Raw genomic sequence first — 16,666 nt, forward strand, 5'->3', positions numbered from 1 at the left:
GCTTGCCCTGCGTTTTGTCGATGTATGGGTTTGGGGCCGGAAGGTCAATCAATTGTGATATTTGGGGGCTGCTATGAAACTGTCGACAAAGGGCCGCTACGCCATGGTCGCGCTGACCGATATCGCGTTGCAGCCGGAAGGCACCCTTGTCACGCTGGCTGAAATTTCTAACCGACAAGATATATCGCTGCCGTATCTTGAGCAGCTTTTTGTAAAATTGCGCCGCGCCGAGTTGGTGATGTCGGTCCGTGGTCCGGGCGGGGGATACCGTTTGGCCAGCCCGCCATCCGACATTCGGGTTGTTGATATTTTGGGCGCTGTCGATGAAACCGTAGATGCCATGCACAAAGGGGCTGGCGCGTCGGGCGGTGCATCCGGATCACGGGCGCAGTCTTTGACCAACCGTTTGTGGGAAGGCCTGAGCGCCCATGTTTACGTGTTTTTGCACCAGACCCGTCTGTCGGACATTGTCGCAAATGAACTGGCCCCATGCCCAGCCGTTCCAAATCTGTTTGACGTTGTCGATGTTTGATCCGATGCGCTGGGGCGCTGCCCCAGACCCCGAGGTTTATTTGGCGAGATGAAAATGGATCGTGTTTATCTTGATCACAACGCGACCACGCCTTTGCGTGTGGAGGCCCGTGCTGCAATGATTGCCGCCATGGATGTTGTTGGCAATCCATCATCGGTTCATGCCGAAGGCCGTGCGGCCAAATTGTTGGTAGAACGTGCCCGCGTAGAGGTGGCTGATTTGGTCGGTTGTAAACCCAATCAAGTCATATTCACTGGATCTGCCACTGAAGCCGCCGCGTTGGCTGCGGCCCAAGCGAACCAGCATGGAGGCGGGTTTTCATCCGCCCAGACAGAACACGATTGCGTTTTGGCATGGCACGATACGGATGCAGGCTGTTTGCGGGCAGTTTCTGCAGCCAACAGCGAGACGGGGGTTATGCAAGTCGATGGCTGTGTGGTGCCAAGTCCTGATTCCTATTCCGTTTTGTGTGATATCACCCAAATGGCTGGCAAAATGCCCGTGCAGTACCGCGATCACCAGACCCCATCCTATATGATCCTGTCCGCACACAAAATTGGTGGCCCCAAAGGTGTCGGCGCCCTGATCAACTTTACCTCCGAAGATCCGGTTGCGTTGCTTAAGGGCGGCGGACAGGAAATGGGCCGTCGGTCTGGCACTGAAAACATCGTGGGCATTGCCGGTTTTGGGGCTGCCGCGACGGCTGCGAGACGCGATGTGGCGCATGGACGATGGGAACGGGTTGCAGAACTTAGAAATATTCTAGAAAAGGCCCTTGAGGCTGCTTCAAAGAAGACTATTTTTGTCGGGAAAGCAGAGACGCGGTTGCCCAACACCTCGTGTTTCATAACACCCGGTTGGAAAGGCGAGACGCAGGTGATGCAAATGGATCTTTCTGGTTTTGCCATTTCGGCGGGATCGGCCTGTTCCAGCGGTAAAGTTCGCGCCAGCAAAGTGTTGTTGGCGATGGGGTATTCGGAGCAAGAGGCTGCCAGCGCGGTGCGTGTGTCGCTGGGTTTGGATACCTCTGAAGATGAAATAATGCGGTTTGCCGATGTGTGGGCCGATAAATTGACGAAACACGAGGCGCGTGCGGCTTAGGGCCTGACGCCAACACAAGGAACGCAAAATGGATGTAGTCACGGATGATGTGGTTGTAAAAGACGGCGTAGATCAAGACACGGTGGATGCGGTCCGCGAGGTGGGGGGCGCCTATAAATACGGCTGGGAAACCGACATCGAGATGGAATATGCCCCCAAAGGGCTGAACACCGATATCGTGCGTTTGATTTCCGAGAAGAACGGCGAACCAGAATGGATGCTGAACTGGCGTCTCGAAGCCTATGAGCGCTGGTTGACCAAAACCGAACCCGATTGGGCGATGGTCGATTACCCCGAGATCGACTTTCAGGATCAATATTACTACGCGCGTCCCAAATCGATGGAGGTCAAGCCGAAGTCTTTGGATGAGGTCGACCCCAAGTTGCTGGAAACCTACAAGAAACTTGGCATTCCTTTGAAGGAACAAGCACTTTTGGCGGGGGTCGAAGCCCCTGAAGGTGAGCGCAAGGTCGCTGTGGATGCGGTGTTTGATTCCGTATCCGTTGGCACAACCTTCAAGGATGAATTGGCCAAAGCGGGCGTGATCTTTTGCTCGATCTCTGAGGCCATCCAAGAGCATCCTGAGTTGGTCAAGAAATACCTTGGCACCGTGGTTCCCGTCTCGGACAACTACTATGCCACGCTGAACTCTGCCGTCTTTTCCGATGGCTCGTTCGTCTACGTCCCGCCGGGCGTGCGTTGCCCGATGGAGCTGTCCACCTATTTCCGCATCAACGCGGAAAACACAGGCCAGTTTGAACGCACTTTGATCATTGCCGACAAAGGGTCTTACGTGTCCTACCTGGAAGGCTGCACAGCCCCGCAGCGCGACATCGCGCAATTGCACGCGGCCGTGGTCGAGATCATCATCGAAGAAGACGCAGAGGTGAAGTATTCCACCGTTCAGAACTGGTACCCCGGTGACGAGAACGGCAAAGGCGGCATCTACAACTTCGTGACAAAGCGGGCCGATTGTCGTGGTGCGCGTTCCAAAGTGATGTGGACGCAGGTCGAAACGGGTTCTGCCGTGACGTGGAAATACCCGTCTTGCATCCTGCGCGGCGACGATTCACAGGGCGAGTTCTACTCCATTGCCATCGCCAACAACATGCAGCAGGCCGACACGGGCACCAAAATGATTCACCTTGGCAAAAACACCAAGTCGCGGATTGTGTCCAAAGGGATTTCTGCGGGCAAGGCGCAGAACACCTATCGTGGTCTGGTCTCGATGCACCCCAAGGCGCAGAACGGGCGGAACTACACGCAGTGCGACAGCTTGCTGATCGGTGACAAATGCGGGGCGCACACGGTGCCTTATATCGAGGTCAAGAACAACTCGGCGCGGGTGGAACACGAGGCGACGACCTCCAAGGTGGACGACGACCAGCTGTTCTATTGCCGCTCACGTGGGATGGACGAGGAAGAGGCAGTGGCCTTGGTTGTAAACGGGTTCTGTAAGGACGTCTTGCAGGCGTTGCCGATGGAATTTGCGATGGAAGCACAAGCGCTTGTGGCGATTTCGTTGGAAGGGTCTGTGGGGTAAATACGTGCCGTCCGAAGATCATACGCGAGAGCATTTCCGACAGGACTTTCAGCGAACTCAAATGCCTGTGTTAGGCCGCGTTTGCATGTTTCTTGTGGTGTTGCTGATTTGTGTCGCTGGTTTCAGACTGCTTAGCTTCCCTTATCCGGCCTACTTTGGTTTGGGCGCAACGATCGGGCTAGAGGCGCTGTACTTTTTATGGAAACGCAAACGAAACCAAAAGAAATATGACAAGGCCGTATCGCTGCAATCTGAGTTATCCGATCTCAAGCAGCAAGAGTTTGAACTGCGCTACGAAGAAGCAAAAATGAACGGTCAATTGGACCGGTGGAAGAAAGAAACATGATCCTAACAACCACACAATCCATCGAAGGCCACCCCATCTCCGCCTACAAAGGCATCGTGGTGGGCGAGGCGATCATGGGCGCGAATGTCGTGCGGGATTTCTTTGCGGGGATAACGGATATCGTCGGCGGGCGCTCTGGCGCTTACGAATCCAAACTGCAAGATGCCCGCGAAACCGCGATGCGTGAGCTGGAAGAACGCGCACGGGCTGCGGGTGGCAATGCGGTGGTCGGGGTCGATCTGGACTACGAAGTTGTCGGCGACAGCATGTTGATGGTTTCGGCCTCTGGCACAGCGGTCGTTATTGGGTGATGGGGCAGGTGGAACGTCATAACACTTCCCAACGGGTGTCCCATTGTGGTCACGATGTTGCGGCAGGTTTGAACCATATTTTAAGTGGTTCAAAGGCGATTTCCTATGGCATATCAAGATTTTCACGACCGCGTCCGCAAGCTGGATCTTCCGTTCACGCCAAAGCCCTTGGCCATCGGGAACCGTACGCAATCGGGGCTGGCGGAAAGCGCCAAACATCACATTTCATTCACCACGGCACTGCTGATTGGCGTGATGGCTGTGGTGTTTACACGCTTTGTGATGATGGCGTTCTTCGGGATACCAACGACCGCGAGCCTGCAAAACATGTTTGCAATGCTGGAAACGGCAGGGGCCGTTCTGTGTGTGGTGGCGGTGCGCATTCCGTTAAAAGAACACCACAAAGACGTGTTGGCGTCGCATCTGATCGGGGTCTTGGTCACGCTGTTCATGATGCACAATTTCGTTCATTCAAATCCGGACCTTTGGGTTCAGATCTACGGCGTTCCGTGGGTCGATCACGTGCTGGCAACCACGCAGGCCGGATCGGTCCAGATCGGCACAATCAGCCTGAGTCTGCTGTAATATCCCGTCAAACAGCCGCTGCCCTTCGCAGTGCGCCATTTTTTCGACAAGCGCTGGATCGTTTCCGGCGCTTTCGCCGTGTCCGCACAGCACCCGAACATTGCTGCATTTCGGTTGAAATGCACCCAAATCACACCGCGTAAAGCGCTGCACTTAAAGGTAATAAAATGCTGAAAATCAAAGACCTGCACGTCAAACTTGAAGAAGAAGATAAGCAAATCCTCAAAGGGGTGAACCTTGAGGTCGAGGCGGGCAAAGTCCACGCGATAATGGGGCCAAACGGCTCAGGCAAATCCACTTTGTCTTATGTCCTGTCCGGTCGTGACGGCTATGAAGTAACAGCCGGAGATGCGCATTTGGGCGACGTCGATTTGCTGGACATTGACCCCGAAGAACGTGCGGCCGCCGGTTTGTTTTTAGCGTTCCAATACCCTGTCGAAATTCCTGGCGTTGGCAACATGACCTTCCTGAGGACTGCTGTGAATGCACAGCGTAAGGCCCGTGGCGAGGAAGAAATGAGCGCTGCTGAATTCCTGAAAGTTGTACGCGCAAAAGCAAAGACATTGAAAATTGACGCCGACATGCTGAAACGTCCCGTTAACGTGGGATTCTCGGGCGGCGAGAAAAAGCGCAACGAAATTCTGCAAATGGCGATGCTTGAACCAAAGATGTGCATCCTCGATGAAACGGATTCGGGTTTGGACGTTGATGCCATGAAACTGGTGGCTGAAGGCGTAAACGCACTGCGCGACGAAGGCCGTGGATTCCTGGTTATCACGCACTACCAACGCCTTTTGGACCACATCAAACCCGACGTCGTGCACATCATGGCGGATGGCCGCATTGTGAAAACCGGTGGCCCTGAGCTGGCCTTGGAAGTTGAAAACAACGGCTACGCCGATATTCTGGCTGAGGTGGCGTAATGGCGGCCCCTGCACAACAAACCACAAGCACCGAGGCGCGGCTTGCCACGTTGACCTTGCCGAAGGGTGGATGGTCAGACGCTGCGCGCACGGATGCTTTGGCGCGGGTTCAGTCCATGGGGCTGCCCGGGCGGCGCGACGAATACTGGAAGTACACGCGCCCCGACACGCTTGTTCAGGCTGATGTTGTACCTGCGGCTGTCTTTCACACCGATGAAACACCCGTTTTTGCAGACATGGACAGCTTGAAAATCGTCTTTGTAGACGGCGTTTTTGATGCGGACGCCTCTGACGACTTTGCCCTTGAGGGGCTAACAATTGAACGGCTGGCCGAAGCACGCGCAGACATTCACTGGGCGCGTGATCTTTATGGAACGTTGGAAGCCAACGGGCAGAAACCTGTGGAGCGTCCTTTGGCTGCTTTGAACACAGCTTTTGCAAGCGATGGTGTGTTGATCCATGTTACAGGACAGGTCGATAAGCCTATCGCATTGGTATATTTGCACAAATTGGAAAACTCGGATGCGATTTTGCACCATGTTGTGAAAGTGGACGCAGGGGCCAGCGTGACCGTTTTGGAAAATGGTCCAGCGGCTGCACGGTTCAACAAAGTGATGGAAGTGGACGTCGCAGACCGTGCTGCCTTTCATCATGTGCGCGCGCAGGGCCGCGACCATGAACGCCGTGCGGCCACGCATATTTTTGCCCGTCTCGGATCGGAAAGCACGTTCAAATCGTTCACCTTGACCGCCAACGGTGTGATGACGCGCAATGAATGCATTATCGAGCTGAACGGTGATGATGCTAACGCAACAGTCGCCGGTGCATGTGTCGGGGACGGCGATTTCCACCACGATGACACGGTGTTTATCACCCACGACGCAGTGAATTGCGAAAGCCGCCAGGTGTTCAAGAAAGTGCTGCGCAATGGCGCCACCGGCGTTTTTCAGGGCAAGATTTTGGTTAAAGAAGGTGCCCAGAAAACCGATGGCTACCAGATCAGCCAATCGCTGCTTCTGGACGGGGACAGCCAGTTTCTGGCCAAACCAGAGCTTGAGATTTATGCCGACGACGTGGCGTGTTCGCACGGATCAACGTCTGGTGCGATTGATGAGACAGCTTTGTTTTACCTGCGATCACGCGGTGTACCCCAAGCCGAAGCTACCGATCTGTTGACGTTGTCCTTTCTGGCTGAGGCCGTCGAGGAAATCGAAAACGAAGCCTTGCGCGAAGAAATCAACGGCCGTCTTGCCTCCTGGCTGGAGCGTCGTCGCAGCTGATGGGTGTCAGCACCAATATCGTCGCAACCTACAAAGGGCCCGCGCGTGTTGTGCGTGGGCTTTTGGCGATGGGACCCCGTGAAGACAGGGCGCTTGCCTATTTGATGGCAGCCTGCGTGATCACCTTTATTGCGCAACTGCCCCGTTTGGCGAGACAGGCCCATATCGAAGGGCTTGAACTGAATATGCTGCTTGGCGCATCGCTAATGGCTTGGGTCTTTATTGCCCCTTTGATGCTATATATTCTGGCGGGGCTTGCCCGTGGTGTTGGCATGGTTTTGCGCGGCAACGGCACAGGGTACGGTGCGCGACTGGCGCTGTTTTGGGCGATGCTTGCGACCAGCCCTTTGTTGCTGCTGCATGGGCTTGTTGCAGGATTTATCGGACCGGGTCTTGAGCTGCAAATCGTTGGATTGATTTGGTTTTTATGCTTTGCATGGTTCTGGATCGCAGGCAGCATCGCACAGGAGCGGCGCAATGTTGAATGATGTGAATTGGGGGGCTTTGGTTGCACAAAGCCTGCGCAGACCTGCGCAAGCGGCACAGGTCGTTCTGTCATGGGATTTGCCACGCGATGCCCTTTGGACGGCGATGGCGCTGGTCACCTTGTGCAACGCCGTTTTGATGTATGTGACCAACATTGTCACACCCCCTTTGCCGCCTGAATTGGCAGCGCAAGCCATCCCGTTTCCAGCGTGGATGTTCAGCCCGCTGACGGCTTTTGTATTTTTGGCCGGATCATTGGTGGTCACGGTGCATGTTCTGCACTGGTTAAGCTCGATGTTGGGCGGGCCTGGTGGGCTAAACGAGATGTTGGCATTGTTGACGTGGCTGCAGGCATTGCGTGCCGTGGCCCAGTTTGTGCTTTTGTTTCTGCTGATCGCGGTGCCCGGGCTTGCGGGGTTGTTTGCCCTTGCCGTAGCCGTCATGAGCCTGTGGTTGCTGGTTGTTTTTGTGAACGAAGCCTCCGGTTTGCAATCCAAATTCAAAGCGGTTGGCGTTTTGCTGACTGCAGCTGTGGGCATCATTGTGGGCCTGAGTTTTCTAATCACACTGACCGGCTTTGCCGCGATAGGGGTGTAGTTTCATGTATGATGTGAACGCAATTCGTGCCGATTTTCCGATTTTGTCGCGTGAAGTGAACGGCAAACCATTGGTGTATCTCGACAATGGTGCCTCTGCGCAAAAACCGCAGGTCGTTATTGACGCCATCACGCGCGCCTATTCCCAAGAATACGCCAATGTGCACCGTGGTCTGCATTTTCTGTCAAACCTTGCGACCGACAACTACGAAGGTGTCCGCGCCAAGATCGCACGGTTCCTGAACGCCAAATCCGAAGACGAAATCGTATTTAATTCGGGCACCACCGAAGGCATCAATATGGTGGCTTACAGCTGGGCTATGCCAAACATGAAAGCCGGCGACGAAATTATCCTGTCGGTCATGGAACACCACGCCAATATCGTCCCATGGCATTTTTTGCGTGAACGCATGGGGGTGGTTTTGAAGTGGGTGGATGTGGACAGCACCGGCGCGTTAGACCCGCAAGCGGTTCTGGATGCGATCACCGACAAGACAAAATTGATCGCGGTCACCCATATGTCCAACGTGCTTGGGACCAAAGTTGATGTGAAATCCATCTGCACGGGTGCACGCGAAAAAGGCGTGGCCGTTTTGGTCGATGGATCGCAAGCGGCGGTACATTTGCCGGTGGATGTGCAGGACATTGGCGCGGATTTCTACGCCATTACGGGGCACAAGCTATATGGGCCGTCCGGATCCGGTGCCATCCATATCAAGCCCGAACGTTTCGCTGAAATGCGCCCGTTCATCGGCGGGGGCGATATGATCCGCGAAGTCGCAAAAGACGGTGTAATCTACAATGATGCGCCGATGAAATTCGAAGCAGGCACACCCGGCATTGTGCAGATGATCGGGCTTGGCGTTGCCGTTGATTACATGATGGGGCACGGCATGGATGCGATTGCGGCCCATGAAGACAGCTTGCGCGACTATGCGGTGGCAAAGCTGAACGGGTTAAATTGGGTTCAAGTGCAGGGCACAACCCCCGACAAAGGCGCAATTTTTTCCTTTACAATTGACGGTGCCGCACACGCGCATGACATCTCGACGATCCTCGACAAACGGGGCGTGGCCGTGCGCGCGGGTCAGCATTGCACTGGACCACTGATGGAGCACATGGGGCTTAACGCGACCTGCCGCGCGTCCTTTGGGATGTACAACACAACCGATGAAGTCGATGTTTGGCTTGATGCACTGGAGCTGGCCCACGAGCTATTTGCTTGAGGGCAGCGCTTTCCAGCGATCTTCCATTTTGCGCAAAGCGGCAATGCGTTCATGCGTTTTGGGGTGGCTTAGAAACCATGCCGGCGCGGCCCCTGCGTTGGACTGTGTCAGCGCATCAAGCTTTTCAAACAACGAAATCTGGCCTTCAATGCCGATCCCTGATTTTGTAAGCAATGCTGCCGCATAAGCATCGGCTTCAAATTCATCATTGCGCGACAGTTTTGCCATAAACAGGTTCATCAACGCCCCGGCCAACCATGGGCCAATGCCGGGCAGAAAACGCCCTAAAATCATCGCAAGCGCCGTGCGCATCGCGTTTTGCCCTGAAAAGTCGATCATGCGCCGCCGTGTGTGGCCCAAAGCGACATGGCCCAATTCATGCGCAATCACACTGGCCAGTTCGTCCGCCGACACATCTCCGTTTTTGAACCTTTTGTAGAACCCGCGTGTGATAAAGATGCGCCCGTCGGGGGCAGCCAGTCCGTTGATTGGATCGATTTCGTAGATATGTACCTTGATACGTGGCAGCTCTAGTGCCGCGGCCATCTGGTCACACAAATGGCGCAACATCGGGTCCGCCAGTTCGGTAGACTTCGCATCAAGCTCTTTGGCGGTGCGCCACGCGGAAAAGCGGTACATCGCAATGCCGTAGGCCAAGGCGATCAGGATGGGTGCAAATTTTATCATGTTAAAGATATGGGGCGGGCAGGGCCGTTCGGCAAGCGAATTAACCGTCCTCGCCATTCCACGCCACTGGCACCCGCAAAGGCCCACGAAACGCCCACCCTGAAAACGGCACGTCGCCGGTCAGGTGTAAGCCGTTCAGGTGCTTAAAGGCCAACGGCAAAGCAATATCCGCGATAATACATCGGGCGGCTGCAGCGCCTGCGCAAAAATGCGGACCTGCGCCAAAACTGATGGCGGCTTGCGTGTTGCGTGTGACGTCGAACTGGTCCGGCTTTTCGAAATGTGCTGCATCACGGCAAGCGGACCCGAACATAAAAAACACGCGGTCACCCGGGGCAAAGGATATTCCATCGATGCAATCGTGTTGGGCGACCTCTCGTGGTGACATGCCTATGGGCGCCATCCAGCGTGCGTATTCGGAAAATGCATCCGCATATGTCGCGTGGCCGTCTCGGACCGCGTCCAAACTGTCCGGGTGGGTCAGCAACGCCCAAATCGTGCCTGCAATCGCGTCGCGCGGTTCGTTTTGCCCGCCCGAAATGATCAATTTGATGTTTGCGCGAATGCTGTCCATCGGCAACCCTGCATCCTTCATCACAGCCAGTGCGGACATAGGTGTGGGGGTGCTAAGGTTCCGGTCAATATACGCATCAATCAGGGCCGTGGCCGCATGGCAGCGGTTTTCAATGTCTTGGATGCCAGCGTAGTTGGCACAGCCGTCGATCATCGCTTGGCTCACGCTGTCCATTTCGATCTCTGACATATCAACAAGCCCCGTTATCGCTTTCAAAGCCACTGCCGAGACGGGCATCGCGTAATCCGCGACCAAATCGCATGATCCGCGCGGTTTCAGGGCTTCGATGTGGGCCAAAGCAGCGCGTTCGAATATCGGTTTCCAGTGGGTGGTAACAGTGCGCGGGGAAAGTGCGGGAAACACTGCCTTGCGTTCTGCCATATGCGCGTCCGCATCTTTGCGCATCATGTTTTCGCCCATCAAGGTGGTCATCAACCCGCCCGGTTGGCGTGAGGAAAACACCTTTGTCCGCTTTTCATGCAGATGGATGTCATCGCGGCACGTAAACAAAGTGGCCCCCAATTGCGGCACCCAAGCGATTGGGGCTTTTGCACGCATCTGTGCCAATTGGGGGTAGGGATCGGCTGCAAATGCAGCCAGATCAATATCGAAATGTGGGGCGCTGGACATAAAACCAAAGCCTAGCGATGCCAGTTAGCTGTTGCCAGTCCCAAAACGGGCAGCATCTGCGGCAGCGCGGCGAATGGCACCGGATTTATGGATGGTTTCCATGAATTCTGCCTCGGGGTCACTGTCATAGACCACGCCGCCACCTGCCTGAATGTACAGCTTCTGATCCTGGACAACAGCCGTGCGCAGCGCGATGCACATGTCCATGTCGCCGCCTGCGCTGAAGTACCCGACGCCACCGCCGTAGATACCGCGCTTTTCGGGTTCCAGTTCGTCAATAATCTCCATTGCGCGGACTTTAGGAGCACCTGATACCGTGCCCGCAGGCATACCGGCAAAGAAGGCGTCCAACGCATCGCAGCCGTCTTTCAATTCACCCACCACATTCGAGACGATGTGCATGACATGGCTGTAGCGTTCGACGATGAATTCTTCGGTCGGGCGCACAGTGCCGATCTTGGCCACGCGACCCACGTCATTGCGGCCCAAATCCAGCAGCATCAAATGTTCTGCCAGCTCTTTTTCGTCGGCCAGCAGATCGGCTTCCAATGCGTTGTCTTCTTCAGGCGTGGCGCCGCGTTTGCGGGTGCCTGCGATGGGGCGAATGGTGACTTCGTTGCCAAAGACACGCACCAGAATTTCCGGGGACGCCCCCACAACCTGAAAACCGCCAAAGTTGAAATAGAACATAAAAGGCGACGGATTGGTGCGGCGCAAAGACCTGTAAAGCGAAAAGGGGGGCTGGCGGAAGTCTTGTGTCCAGCGCTGTGAAGGCACGCATTGGAAAATGTCGCCGGCGCGGATGTAATCCTTGGCTTTTTCCACGGCAGATTTGTAACCGTCGCGGGTAAAGTTGCTGACAGGTTCGAAATCTGCGCCCTCATCCCCCAGATTGCGGGTTTCGGTGGGCATGGCGCGTTCCAGATCACGCACGGCATCCATGACGCGTTCAGCTGCCTGTGCATAGGCCGCGCGTGCGGATTGGCCATCGCTGACCCACGCTGGGGACACAACCGTCACCTCGCCTTTGACACCATCCAGAACAGCAATCACGGAAGGGCGCAGCATTAAAGCATCCGGGACCCCCAGAACATCCGTGTTCACGTTTGGTAGATGTTCGACCAACCGGATCATGTCGTACCCAAGATACCCGAACAGACCCGCGGCGGCTTGGGGCATGTCATCGGGAAGGTCAATTTTGCTTTCCGCGATCAGCGCGCGCAGAACGTCCAAAGGATTGCCGGGTGCATCTTCAAAGGCTTCCGCGTCAAAGCGGGCCTGACGGTTGATAGCAGACGTGGTGCCATTGCAGCGCCAGACAAGGTCAGGTTTCATGCCAATAATAGAATACCGGCCGCGCACTTCGCCGCCTGTGACTGATTCCAATACAAAGGCGTCTTTTTGCGCCCCCGTCAGCTTCAGCATCAAGGACACAGGCGTATCAAGGTCTGCCGCCAAACGGGTGTATACGATCTGGTGTTCACCTGCGTTGTAGCCCGCGGCGAAATCATCAAAACTTGGTGTCAAAGCCATGAAACTGGACCTTTAGGGGAAATTGACATGAACCGCTTGCAAGGCGCGTTGGTCGATGTACTGGCCCGCACGCAGCAAGGTGTCTTGGGCAAAAACATCAAACACGTCTTGCGCCAGTGACTGATTGATCTGGGCTGTAAGCTGCGCTTGAAGTTCCTGCGTTTCCGGATCGTCCGAAGCTGCTGAAACGGCATCCAAACGAACCAGAAGGACGGTGCCAAAGCTGTCGATCACGCGCAAATCACCTGTCTCCATTTCAAAGACCTCGGACATAAAGCTGGGGGGCGTGCCACCCACAAAGCTGCTGCGTGTCTGGTCGACCTCTTGGGTGGCGTCCAAGCCCAATCCGGCGAAGTCTGTGCCAGCGGCAAGCTGCGGCACAAGGGCTTCGGCCTGTTCACGCAGGCGGTTTTCGGTTTGCGCGTTTTCCCAGTTGGCCTGAACCTGAGGCCGCACTTCGTCGAAGGGGGCGGGTTGTGCGGGAATTTCTTCTTCCAGACGGATGGCAAACACGCCGCCATCGTCCAAAGTTTCAATGGCTGGAAAATCGTCAACCGTCACCGCGCGGGCGGCTTCGGCAAAATCAACATAAGCGGCAATGCCGTCACCGCTGCCGTCGAACCAGTCCAATGTGCCCAATTCCATATCGGATTCTGCGGCAATCTCTTCCAACGTCGCACCACCCGCCAGAAGATCATCAAGATTTTCGGCTTCGGATGCGATGATGCGGCGCGCACGGTCTGATCCCAAAGCGTCACGCAATTCCAGCTGTGCGTCTTCAAAGGATGTGCTTTGTGCTGGCAGAACTCCGTTGACGCGGAACAAGGCCGGCCCAAGATCGGTGGCAAAGGGGCCAACCACATCGCCAGCCTCTGCCGTAAACACGGCTTCGCCTGCGTCGCCCAGTTCAAGACGTTGCACATCGCCCAGATCGATATCGGCCAGTTCCAGACCGCGTCCGTCGACCAAAGCTTCAAATGTCGTGCCGTTGACTTCTAGTGCTGCAGCGGCCTGATCTGCGGCCTCCTGATCCAGAAACACCAGACGCTCGACCAGGCGGCGTTCGGGGGTGTTGTATTCGTCGATGCGCGTTTCATATTCAGCGCGCAGCTGGTCTTCGGGAATTTCGATTGTTGGAAGCAAGCTGTCAGGCGACAGATGCACGAAGGTCAGGCGTTTGATGTCGGGGCGCATGAAGTCTTGTGTGTTTTCATCGTAGTAGCTGCGCAGATCGTCAGAAGTGGCGGTCAGCAATGGCCCGTCCAGATCGTCTGCAGTCAAACGCGCCCACGTAAAGTCGCGCTGTTCTGCGACGTAGCTGACGATGGTGTCAGCATAGGATTGTGGCATCACAACACCGCTCGATACGGAGCCTTGCAGAATGGTGCGTGCGGTTTCTTCGCGCAGGGTCGTTTCAAATTCGGATTCTGACAAGCCGCTGTTGCGCAGCGCAAAAGTGTAGCCTTCGCGGTCAAAGGACCCATCGACACCTTGAAATGTAGGAATTTGCAAAATCTGGTCACGCAGGTTTTCGTCACCGATCGACAGGCCGATGTTGGACGTCTCATTGTCCAAAGCGCGCTGCGTCACCAATCGGGACAAGACTGCTTGATCCAGCCCGATTTCGCGCACGCGCGTGAAAGGTAACGGCTCACCTGTACGGCGTTGGATATTCTGGATTTCGCGTCCCAGATCCCGTGCGTAGGTGTTCAGGTCAATGTTCTTGTCACCCACAGTGCCAAGCGTGCTGACGGTGCCAGTCAGATTGGTTGCCCCAAATCCACCCAAGCCCAAGATCAGCAGGCCCATCAATATCCACACTGCCGTCTTCGAAATGCTGTTGCCGCCTTTGGCCATGTTGCTCGCCTTTTTTGTATGTCTTGGGAATCGTTCTATGGGCCAAGTCCCAAGGTGGCAAGGGCGATCAGGTCACAATGCCACAGCGCTAAGTCTTTCATAAAGCGTCGCGATGCCAGCCACATCGAGATTGGCAAAAGCAATGCGTAAATGCGTGGCGCCCGTTGGATCGCCGTCAGGCACAAACATGGTGCCGGGCAGGCATAAAATGCCCGCATCTTTCACCAGCAACGGGGCCAATTCGGCCGATGATAAGGCAAATGGATGCTGCATATAGGCAAAATAGGCCCCGGCACTGCGCAGCCTCCAGCCTTTGGCGGCCAGAACGTCGAACCCTTCGCGGATTGCCGTTGCCCGTGCCAGAATTTCAAGGCGCTGTTCGCCCAGCCATGCATCAAGGTTGTTTAATCCCCAAAGGGCTGCGTGCTGCGCGATTTGGTTGGGGCAGATGGTGACCGTGTCCAGAAACTTTTCAATCTCCTGCAAGCGGTCAGGCGACGCGATGATGGCCCCGACACGGTGGCCTGTCAGGCGATAGGATTTGGAAAAAGAATAAAGGTGAATAAACGTCTGCCCCCAGTCGGGCTGCTGGAACAGCGCGTGTGGGGCAGCCGGGCTTGGGTGAAAATCACGGTAGGTTTCATCGACAATCAACGCCAGCCCGTGTTTTTGCGCCAGCTTAAAGAAGGCAAGAACCAAGTCCGCAGGGTATTCCACACCTGTTGGATTGTTGGGGGTGACAAGTGCGATGGCACGTGTGCGCGGTGTGATCCGTGCCTCTGCCGCGGCGACAGTGGGTTGCATATTGTCTTCGCACGGGATCGGTACAGCCCCAACACCCGACATGTCCATCCACATTTTATGGTTGAAATACCAAGGCGTTGGAACAAGAACTTCATCCCCTTCCGTGCACAGCGCCGCAAGCACCGCTGCAAAGGCCTGATTGCACCCCGAGGTGATTGCCACATTATCTGCTGTGATCCGGGTGTCGTAGTGTTTTGACGCATTGTCCGCCAAGGCCGTGCGCAATGATTGCGTGCCCAGCACCGGACCATACAAATGCACGTTATCGTCATTGAGGGCTGCATGTGCCATGGCTTCGCGCATCTGTGGAACGGGCGGATCGACAGGGGCTGCTTGGCTGACATTGATCAATGGGCGATCGTCAGGATGGGTGACGCCGTCCAGCCAGCGTCGTGCGTCCATGACAGGGGGCGAGAAGGTGGAGGAAGTGCGCGAGATGCCCATGCTTGGCCTTTGTGGTCAGAGGTTGGATGCCTGTGGCAAGGCAGGTCCGTTAAAGGCGACCTGAATGTCAGTCCGTGCCGCGGTAAGGTTCGACGTATTGCAGCGCCATGTCCCAAGGAAAGAAAATCCATGTATCTTGCGATACGCCCGTGATGAATGTGTCCACCATCGGCTCCCCTTTGGGTTTGGCATAGACCGTTGCGAAATGGGCGTTAGGGTAGAGTTCCCGCACCAGTTCCAGAGTTTTACCACTGTCCACCAGATCATCGATAATCAGGATGCCAGTACCGTCTCCCATGAGTTCTTTGTCCGGGGATTTCAAGACTTTGGCCTCGGACCTTTGATCGGCTTTGCCGCCGCCTGAATGGTAGGATTTGACCGAAATCGTATCGACGGTGCGCACGTCCAGTTCGCGTGCAATGATCATGGCAGGTGCCATGCCGCCGCGCGTGATGGCCACGATGGCACGCCATGCGCCGTCGTCTGGCCCGCGTCCGTCCAACCGCCACGCAAGGGCGCGGCTGTCGCGGTGCATCTGGTCCCAGCTGATGTGGAACCCTTTTTCGTGGGGCAGGCGGTTTGGATCTTTGGCGGTCATACTATTTTCCTAGCAGCAATTTCAGACCGAAGCCGCCCAGCAACAGGGACGCGATGCGGTCAAAGAGAGGTTTCAGACGCAGATAGCCTGCGCGGGCAGGCGGGCTGGACAAAAGTACCGCAAAGCCCGCGTAAAAAATCACTTCCAGCGTCAAATGGTTCAGCATCACAAATGCGATGTCCGTCGACGTTAGATCCTTTGGAAAGATCACCACAATGACGGCTGCCGCAAACAGCATCGACTTGGGGTTGCCAAAGTTGACCAAAAGGCCGTCCAGAAATGCGCGCCCATGTCCCTTGGGGGCTTGGCCCAGTGTGTCATGGGCGCTGCGCCAAATGGTTACAGCGAGATACAAAAGGTAAAGCGCACCACCGATTTTCAAAGCGGTGTAGGCCCATGGGAACAAGGTGAACACAGCCTCCAGGCCCAAAAACGCGGCCCCTGTCCAGCATGTCGCCGCACATCCAAGGCCCAAACCCGTAAAAATACCGGCGCGTCTGCCAGAGGTTACAGCGGTTTTCATAGCAAACAGCATCGCGGCACCCGGACTGGCCAAGGCCACGATCAGAATCGTGTTAAAGGCAAGAAGGGCGTCCCAAGTCACGCGCGA

General features: G+C 55.7%; 18 protein-coding genes. 11 read left to right on the top strand and 7 right to left on the bottom strand.

Annotated elements, in window-relative coordinates; genetic code table 11:
* Nucleotides 1-73 precede the first annotated feature (73 nt).
* The 11 genes from iscR to ASD8599_RS09510 all read left to right on the top strand — a co-directional run bounded on the left by iscR (nucleotide 74) and on the right by ASD8599_RS09510 (nucleotide 8,929).
* Complete coding sequence (iscR, locus tag ASD8599_RS09460; RefSeq protein WP_108828300.1) at nucleotides 74-532, top strand: Fe-S cluster assembly transcriptional regulator IscR; 459 nt, start codon at nucleotides 74-76, stop codon at nucleotides 530-532.
* Between the two features lie 54 nt (nucleotides 533-586).
* On the top strand, nucleotides 587-1,633 hold the full coding sequence (locus tag ASD8599_RS09465) for a cysteine desulfurase family protein (RefSeq protein ID WP_108830096.1): 1,047 nt from the start codon (nucleotides 587-589) through the stop codon (nucleotides 1,631-1,633).
* 28 nt (nucleotides 1,634-1,661) lie between these two features.
* Nucleotides 1,662-3,176 carry a Fe-S cluster assembly protein SufB gene (sufB, locus tag ASD8599_RS09470; RefSeq protein WP_108828301.1) on the top strand — a complete coding sequence of 505 codons (1,515 nt, stop codon included), beginning with the start codon at nucleotides 1,662-1,664 and terminating at the stop codon, nucleotides 3,174-3,176.
* Nucleotides 3,177-3,261: 85 nt separating this feature from the next.
* Nucleotides 3,262-3,522: a hypothetical protein gene (locus tag ASD8599_RS09475; protein WP_146188208.1), complete on the top strand. Its 261-nt coding sequence runs from the start codon at nucleotides 3,262-3,264 to the stop codon at nucleotides 3,520-3,522.
* The gene (locus ASD8599_RS09480) at nucleotides 3,519-3,833 is read left to right on the top strand and encodes a heavy metal-binding domain-containing protein (RefSeq protein WP_108828303.1); all 315 of its coding nucleotides are present in this window, start codon (nucleotides 3,519-3,521) and stop codon (nucleotides 3,831-3,833) included. Before ASD8599_RS09475 ends, ASD8599_RS09480 begins: the two co-directional genes overlap by 4 nt.
* Before the next feature lie 105 nt (nucleotides 3,834-3,938).
* Entirely contained in the window at nucleotides 3,939-4,418 is a 480-nt protein-coding gene (locus tag ASD8599_RS09485) for a hypothetical protein (protein ID WP_108828304.1), read from the top strand.
* Between the two features lie 167 nt (nucleotides 4,419-4,585).
* Nucleotides 4,586-5,341 carry a Fe-S cluster assembly ATPase SufC gene (gene sufC / locus ASD8599_RS09490; RefSeq protein WP_108828305.1) on the top strand — a complete coding sequence of 252 codons (756 nt, stop codon included), beginning with the start codon at nucleotides 4,586-4,588 and terminating at the stop codon, nucleotides 5,339-5,341.
* Entirely contained in the window at nucleotides 5,341-6,621 is a 1,281-nt protein-coding gene (sufD, locus tag ASD8599_RS09495) for a Fe-S cluster assembly protein SufD (RefSeq protein ID WP_108828306.1), read from the top strand. The genes sufC and sufD overlap by 1 nt, the downstream gene beginning before the upstream one ends.
* Nucleotides 6,621-7,109 carry a YIP1 family protein gene (locus tag ASD8599_RS09500; protein ID WP_108828307.1) on the top strand — a complete coding sequence of 163 codons (489 nt, stop codon included), beginning with the start codon at nucleotides 6,621-6,623 and terminating at the stop codon, nucleotides 7,107-7,109. Before sufD ends, ASD8599_RS09500 begins: the two co-directional genes overlap by 1 nt.
* Complete coding sequence (locus ASD8599_RS09505) at nucleotides 7,099-7,704, top strand: YIP1 family protein (RefSeq protein WP_108828308.1); 606 nt, start codon at nucleotides 7,099-7,101, stop codon at nucleotides 7,702-7,704. The genes ASD8599_RS09500 and ASD8599_RS09505 overlap by 11 nt, the downstream gene beginning before the upstream one ends.
* Nucleotides 7,705-7,708: 4 nt before the next feature.
* On the top strand, nucleotides 7,709-8,929 hold the full coding sequence (locus ASD8599_RS09510; protein WP_108828309.1) for a cysteine desulfurase: 1,221 nt from the start codon (nucleotides 7,709-7,711) through the stop codon (nucleotides 8,927-8,929).
* On the opposite strand, the gene ASD8599_RS09515 is transcribed toward ASD8599_RS09510, so the two are convergent.
* From ASD8599_RS09515 to ASD8599_RS09545, 7 genes are all read right to left on the bottom strand, one after another.
* Nucleotides 8,918-9,616 carry a M48 family metallopeptidase gene (locus ASD8599_RS09515; RefSeq protein WP_108828310.1) on the bottom strand — a complete coding sequence of 233 codons (699 nt, stop codon included), beginning with the start codon at nucleotides 9,614-9,616 and terminating at the stop codon, nucleotides 8,918-8,920. The two genes, ASD8599_RS09510 and ASD8599_RS09515, sit on opposite strands and share 12 nt — an antisense overlap.
* Before the next feature lie 40 nt (nucleotides 9,617-9,656).
* Complete coding sequence (locus ASD8599_RS09520; protein WP_108828311.1) at nucleotides 9,657-10,820, bottom strand: cytochrome P450; 1,164 nt, start codon at nucleotides 10,818-10,820, stop codon at nucleotides 9,657-9,659.
* A gap of 24 nt (nucleotides 10,821-10,844) precedes the next feature.
* Nucleotides 10,845-12,353 carry an anthranilate synthase component I gene (gene trpE / locus ASD8599_RS09525; protein WP_108828312.1) on the bottom strand — a complete coding sequence of 503 codons (1,509 nt, stop codon included), beginning with the start codon at nucleotides 12,351-12,353 and terminating at the stop codon, nucleotides 10,845-10,847.
* 12 nt (nucleotides 12,354-12,365) lie between these two features.
* Entirely contained in the window at nucleotides 12,366-14,210 is a 1,845-nt protein-coding gene (locus tag ASD8599_RS09530; RefSeq protein ID WP_108828313.1) for a peptidyl-prolyl cis-trans isomerase, read from the bottom strand.
* A gap of 72 nt (nucleotides 14,211-14,282) precedes the next feature.
* Nucleotides 14,283-15,458 carry an aminotransferase gene (locus ASD8599_RS09535; RefSeq protein ID WP_108828314.1) on the bottom strand — a complete coding sequence of 392 codons (1,176 nt, stop codon included), beginning with the start codon at nucleotides 15,456-15,458 and terminating at the stop codon, nucleotides 14,283-14,285.
* Nucleotides 15,459-15,525: 67 nt separating this feature from the next.
* Nucleotides 15,526-16,056 carry a xanthine phosphoribosyltransferase gene (gene gpt / locus ASD8599_RS09540; protein ID WP_108828315.1) on the bottom strand — a complete coding sequence of 177 codons (531 nt, stop codon included), beginning with the start codon at nucleotides 16,054-16,056 and terminating at the stop codon, nucleotides 15,526-15,528.
* Nucleotide 16,057: 1 nt separating this feature from the next.
* Nucleotides 16,058-16,660, bottom strand: a complete 603-nt coding sequence (locus tag ASD8599_RS09545) for a LysE family translocator (protein ID WP_108828316.1) — start codon at nucleotides 16,658-16,660, stop codon at nucleotides 16,058-16,060.
* Between the last annotated feature and the right edge of the window lie 6 nt (nucleotides 16,661-16,666).

The sequence above is a fragment of the Ascidiaceihabitans donghaensis genome, assembly GCF_900302465.1.
In the GTDB taxonomy this organism is placed as follows: domain Bacteria; phylum Pseudomonadota; class Alphaproteobacteria; order Rhodobacterales; family Rhodobacteraceae; genus Ascidiaceihabitans; species Ascidiaceihabitans donghaensis.

Bases quoted from the DNA above. Each gene is read 5' to 3' on its own strand.
- gpt (WP_108828315.1), bottom strand. From the start codon at position 16,056: ATGACCGCCAAAGATCCAAACCGCCTGCCCCACGAAAAAGGGTTCCAC.
- sufB (WP_108828301.1), top strand. From the start codon at position 1,662: ATGGATGTAGTCACGGATGATGTGGTTGTAAAAGACGGCGTAGATCAA.
- ASD8599_RS09530 (WP_108828313.1), bottom strand. From the start codon at position 14,210: ATGGCCAAAGGCGGCAACAGCATTTCGAAGACGGCAGTGTGGATATTG.
- iscR (WP_108828300.1), top strand. From the start codon at position 74: ATGAAACTGTCGACAAAGGGCCGCTACGCCATGGTCGCGCTGACCGAT.
- sufD (WP_108828306.1), top strand. From the start codon at position 5,341: ATGGCGGCCCCTGCACAACAAACCACAAGCACCGAGGCGCGGCTTGCC.
- ASD8599_RS09515 (WP_108828310.1), bottom strand. From the start codon at position 9,616: ATGATAAAATTTGCACCCATCCTGATCGCCTTGGCCTACGGCATTGCG.
- ASD8599_RS09535 (WP_108828314.1), bottom strand. From the start codon at position 15,458: ATGGGCATCTCGCGCACTTCCTCCACCTTCTCGCCCCCTGTCATGGAC.
- trpE (WP_108828312.1), bottom strand. From the start codon at position 12,353: ATGGCTTTGACACCAAGTTTTGATGATTTCGCCGCGGGCTACAACGCA.
- ASD8599_RS09485 (WP_108828304.1), top strand. From the start codon at position 3,939: ATGGCATATCAAGATTTTCACGACCGCGTCCGCAAGCTGGATCTTCCG.
- ASD8599_RS09510 (WP_108828309.1), top strand. From the start codon at position 7,709: ATGTATGATGTGAACGCAATTCGTGCCGATTTTCCGATTTTGTCGCGT.
- ASD8599_RS09465 (WP_108830096.1), top strand. From the start codon at position 587: ATGGATCGTGTTTATCTTGATCACAACGCGACCACGCCTTTGCGTGTG.
- ASD8599_RS09520 (WP_108828311.1), bottom strand. From the start codon at position 10,820: ATGTCCAGCGCCCCACATTTCGATATTGATCTGGCTGCATTTGCAGCC.
- ASD8599_RS09500 (WP_108828307.1), top strand. From the start codon at position 6,621: ATGGGTGTCAGCACCAATATCGTCGCAACCTACAAAGGGCCCGCGCGT.
- ASD8599_RS09505 (WP_108828308.1), top strand. From the start codon at position 7,099: ATGTTGAATGATGTGAATTGGGGGGCTTTGGTTGCACAAAGCCTGCGC.
- ASD8599_RS09475 (WP_146188208.1), top strand. From the start codon at position 3,262: ATGTTTCTTGTGGTGTTGCTGATTTGTGTCGCTGGTTTCAGACTGCTT.
- ASD8599_RS09480 (WP_108828303.1), top strand. From the start codon at position 3,519: ATGATCCTAACAACCACACAATCCATCGAAGGCCACCCCATCTCCGCC.
- sufC (WP_108828305.1), top strand. From the start codon at position 4,586: ATGCTGAAAATCAAAGACCTGCACGTCAAACTTGAAGAAGAAGATAAG.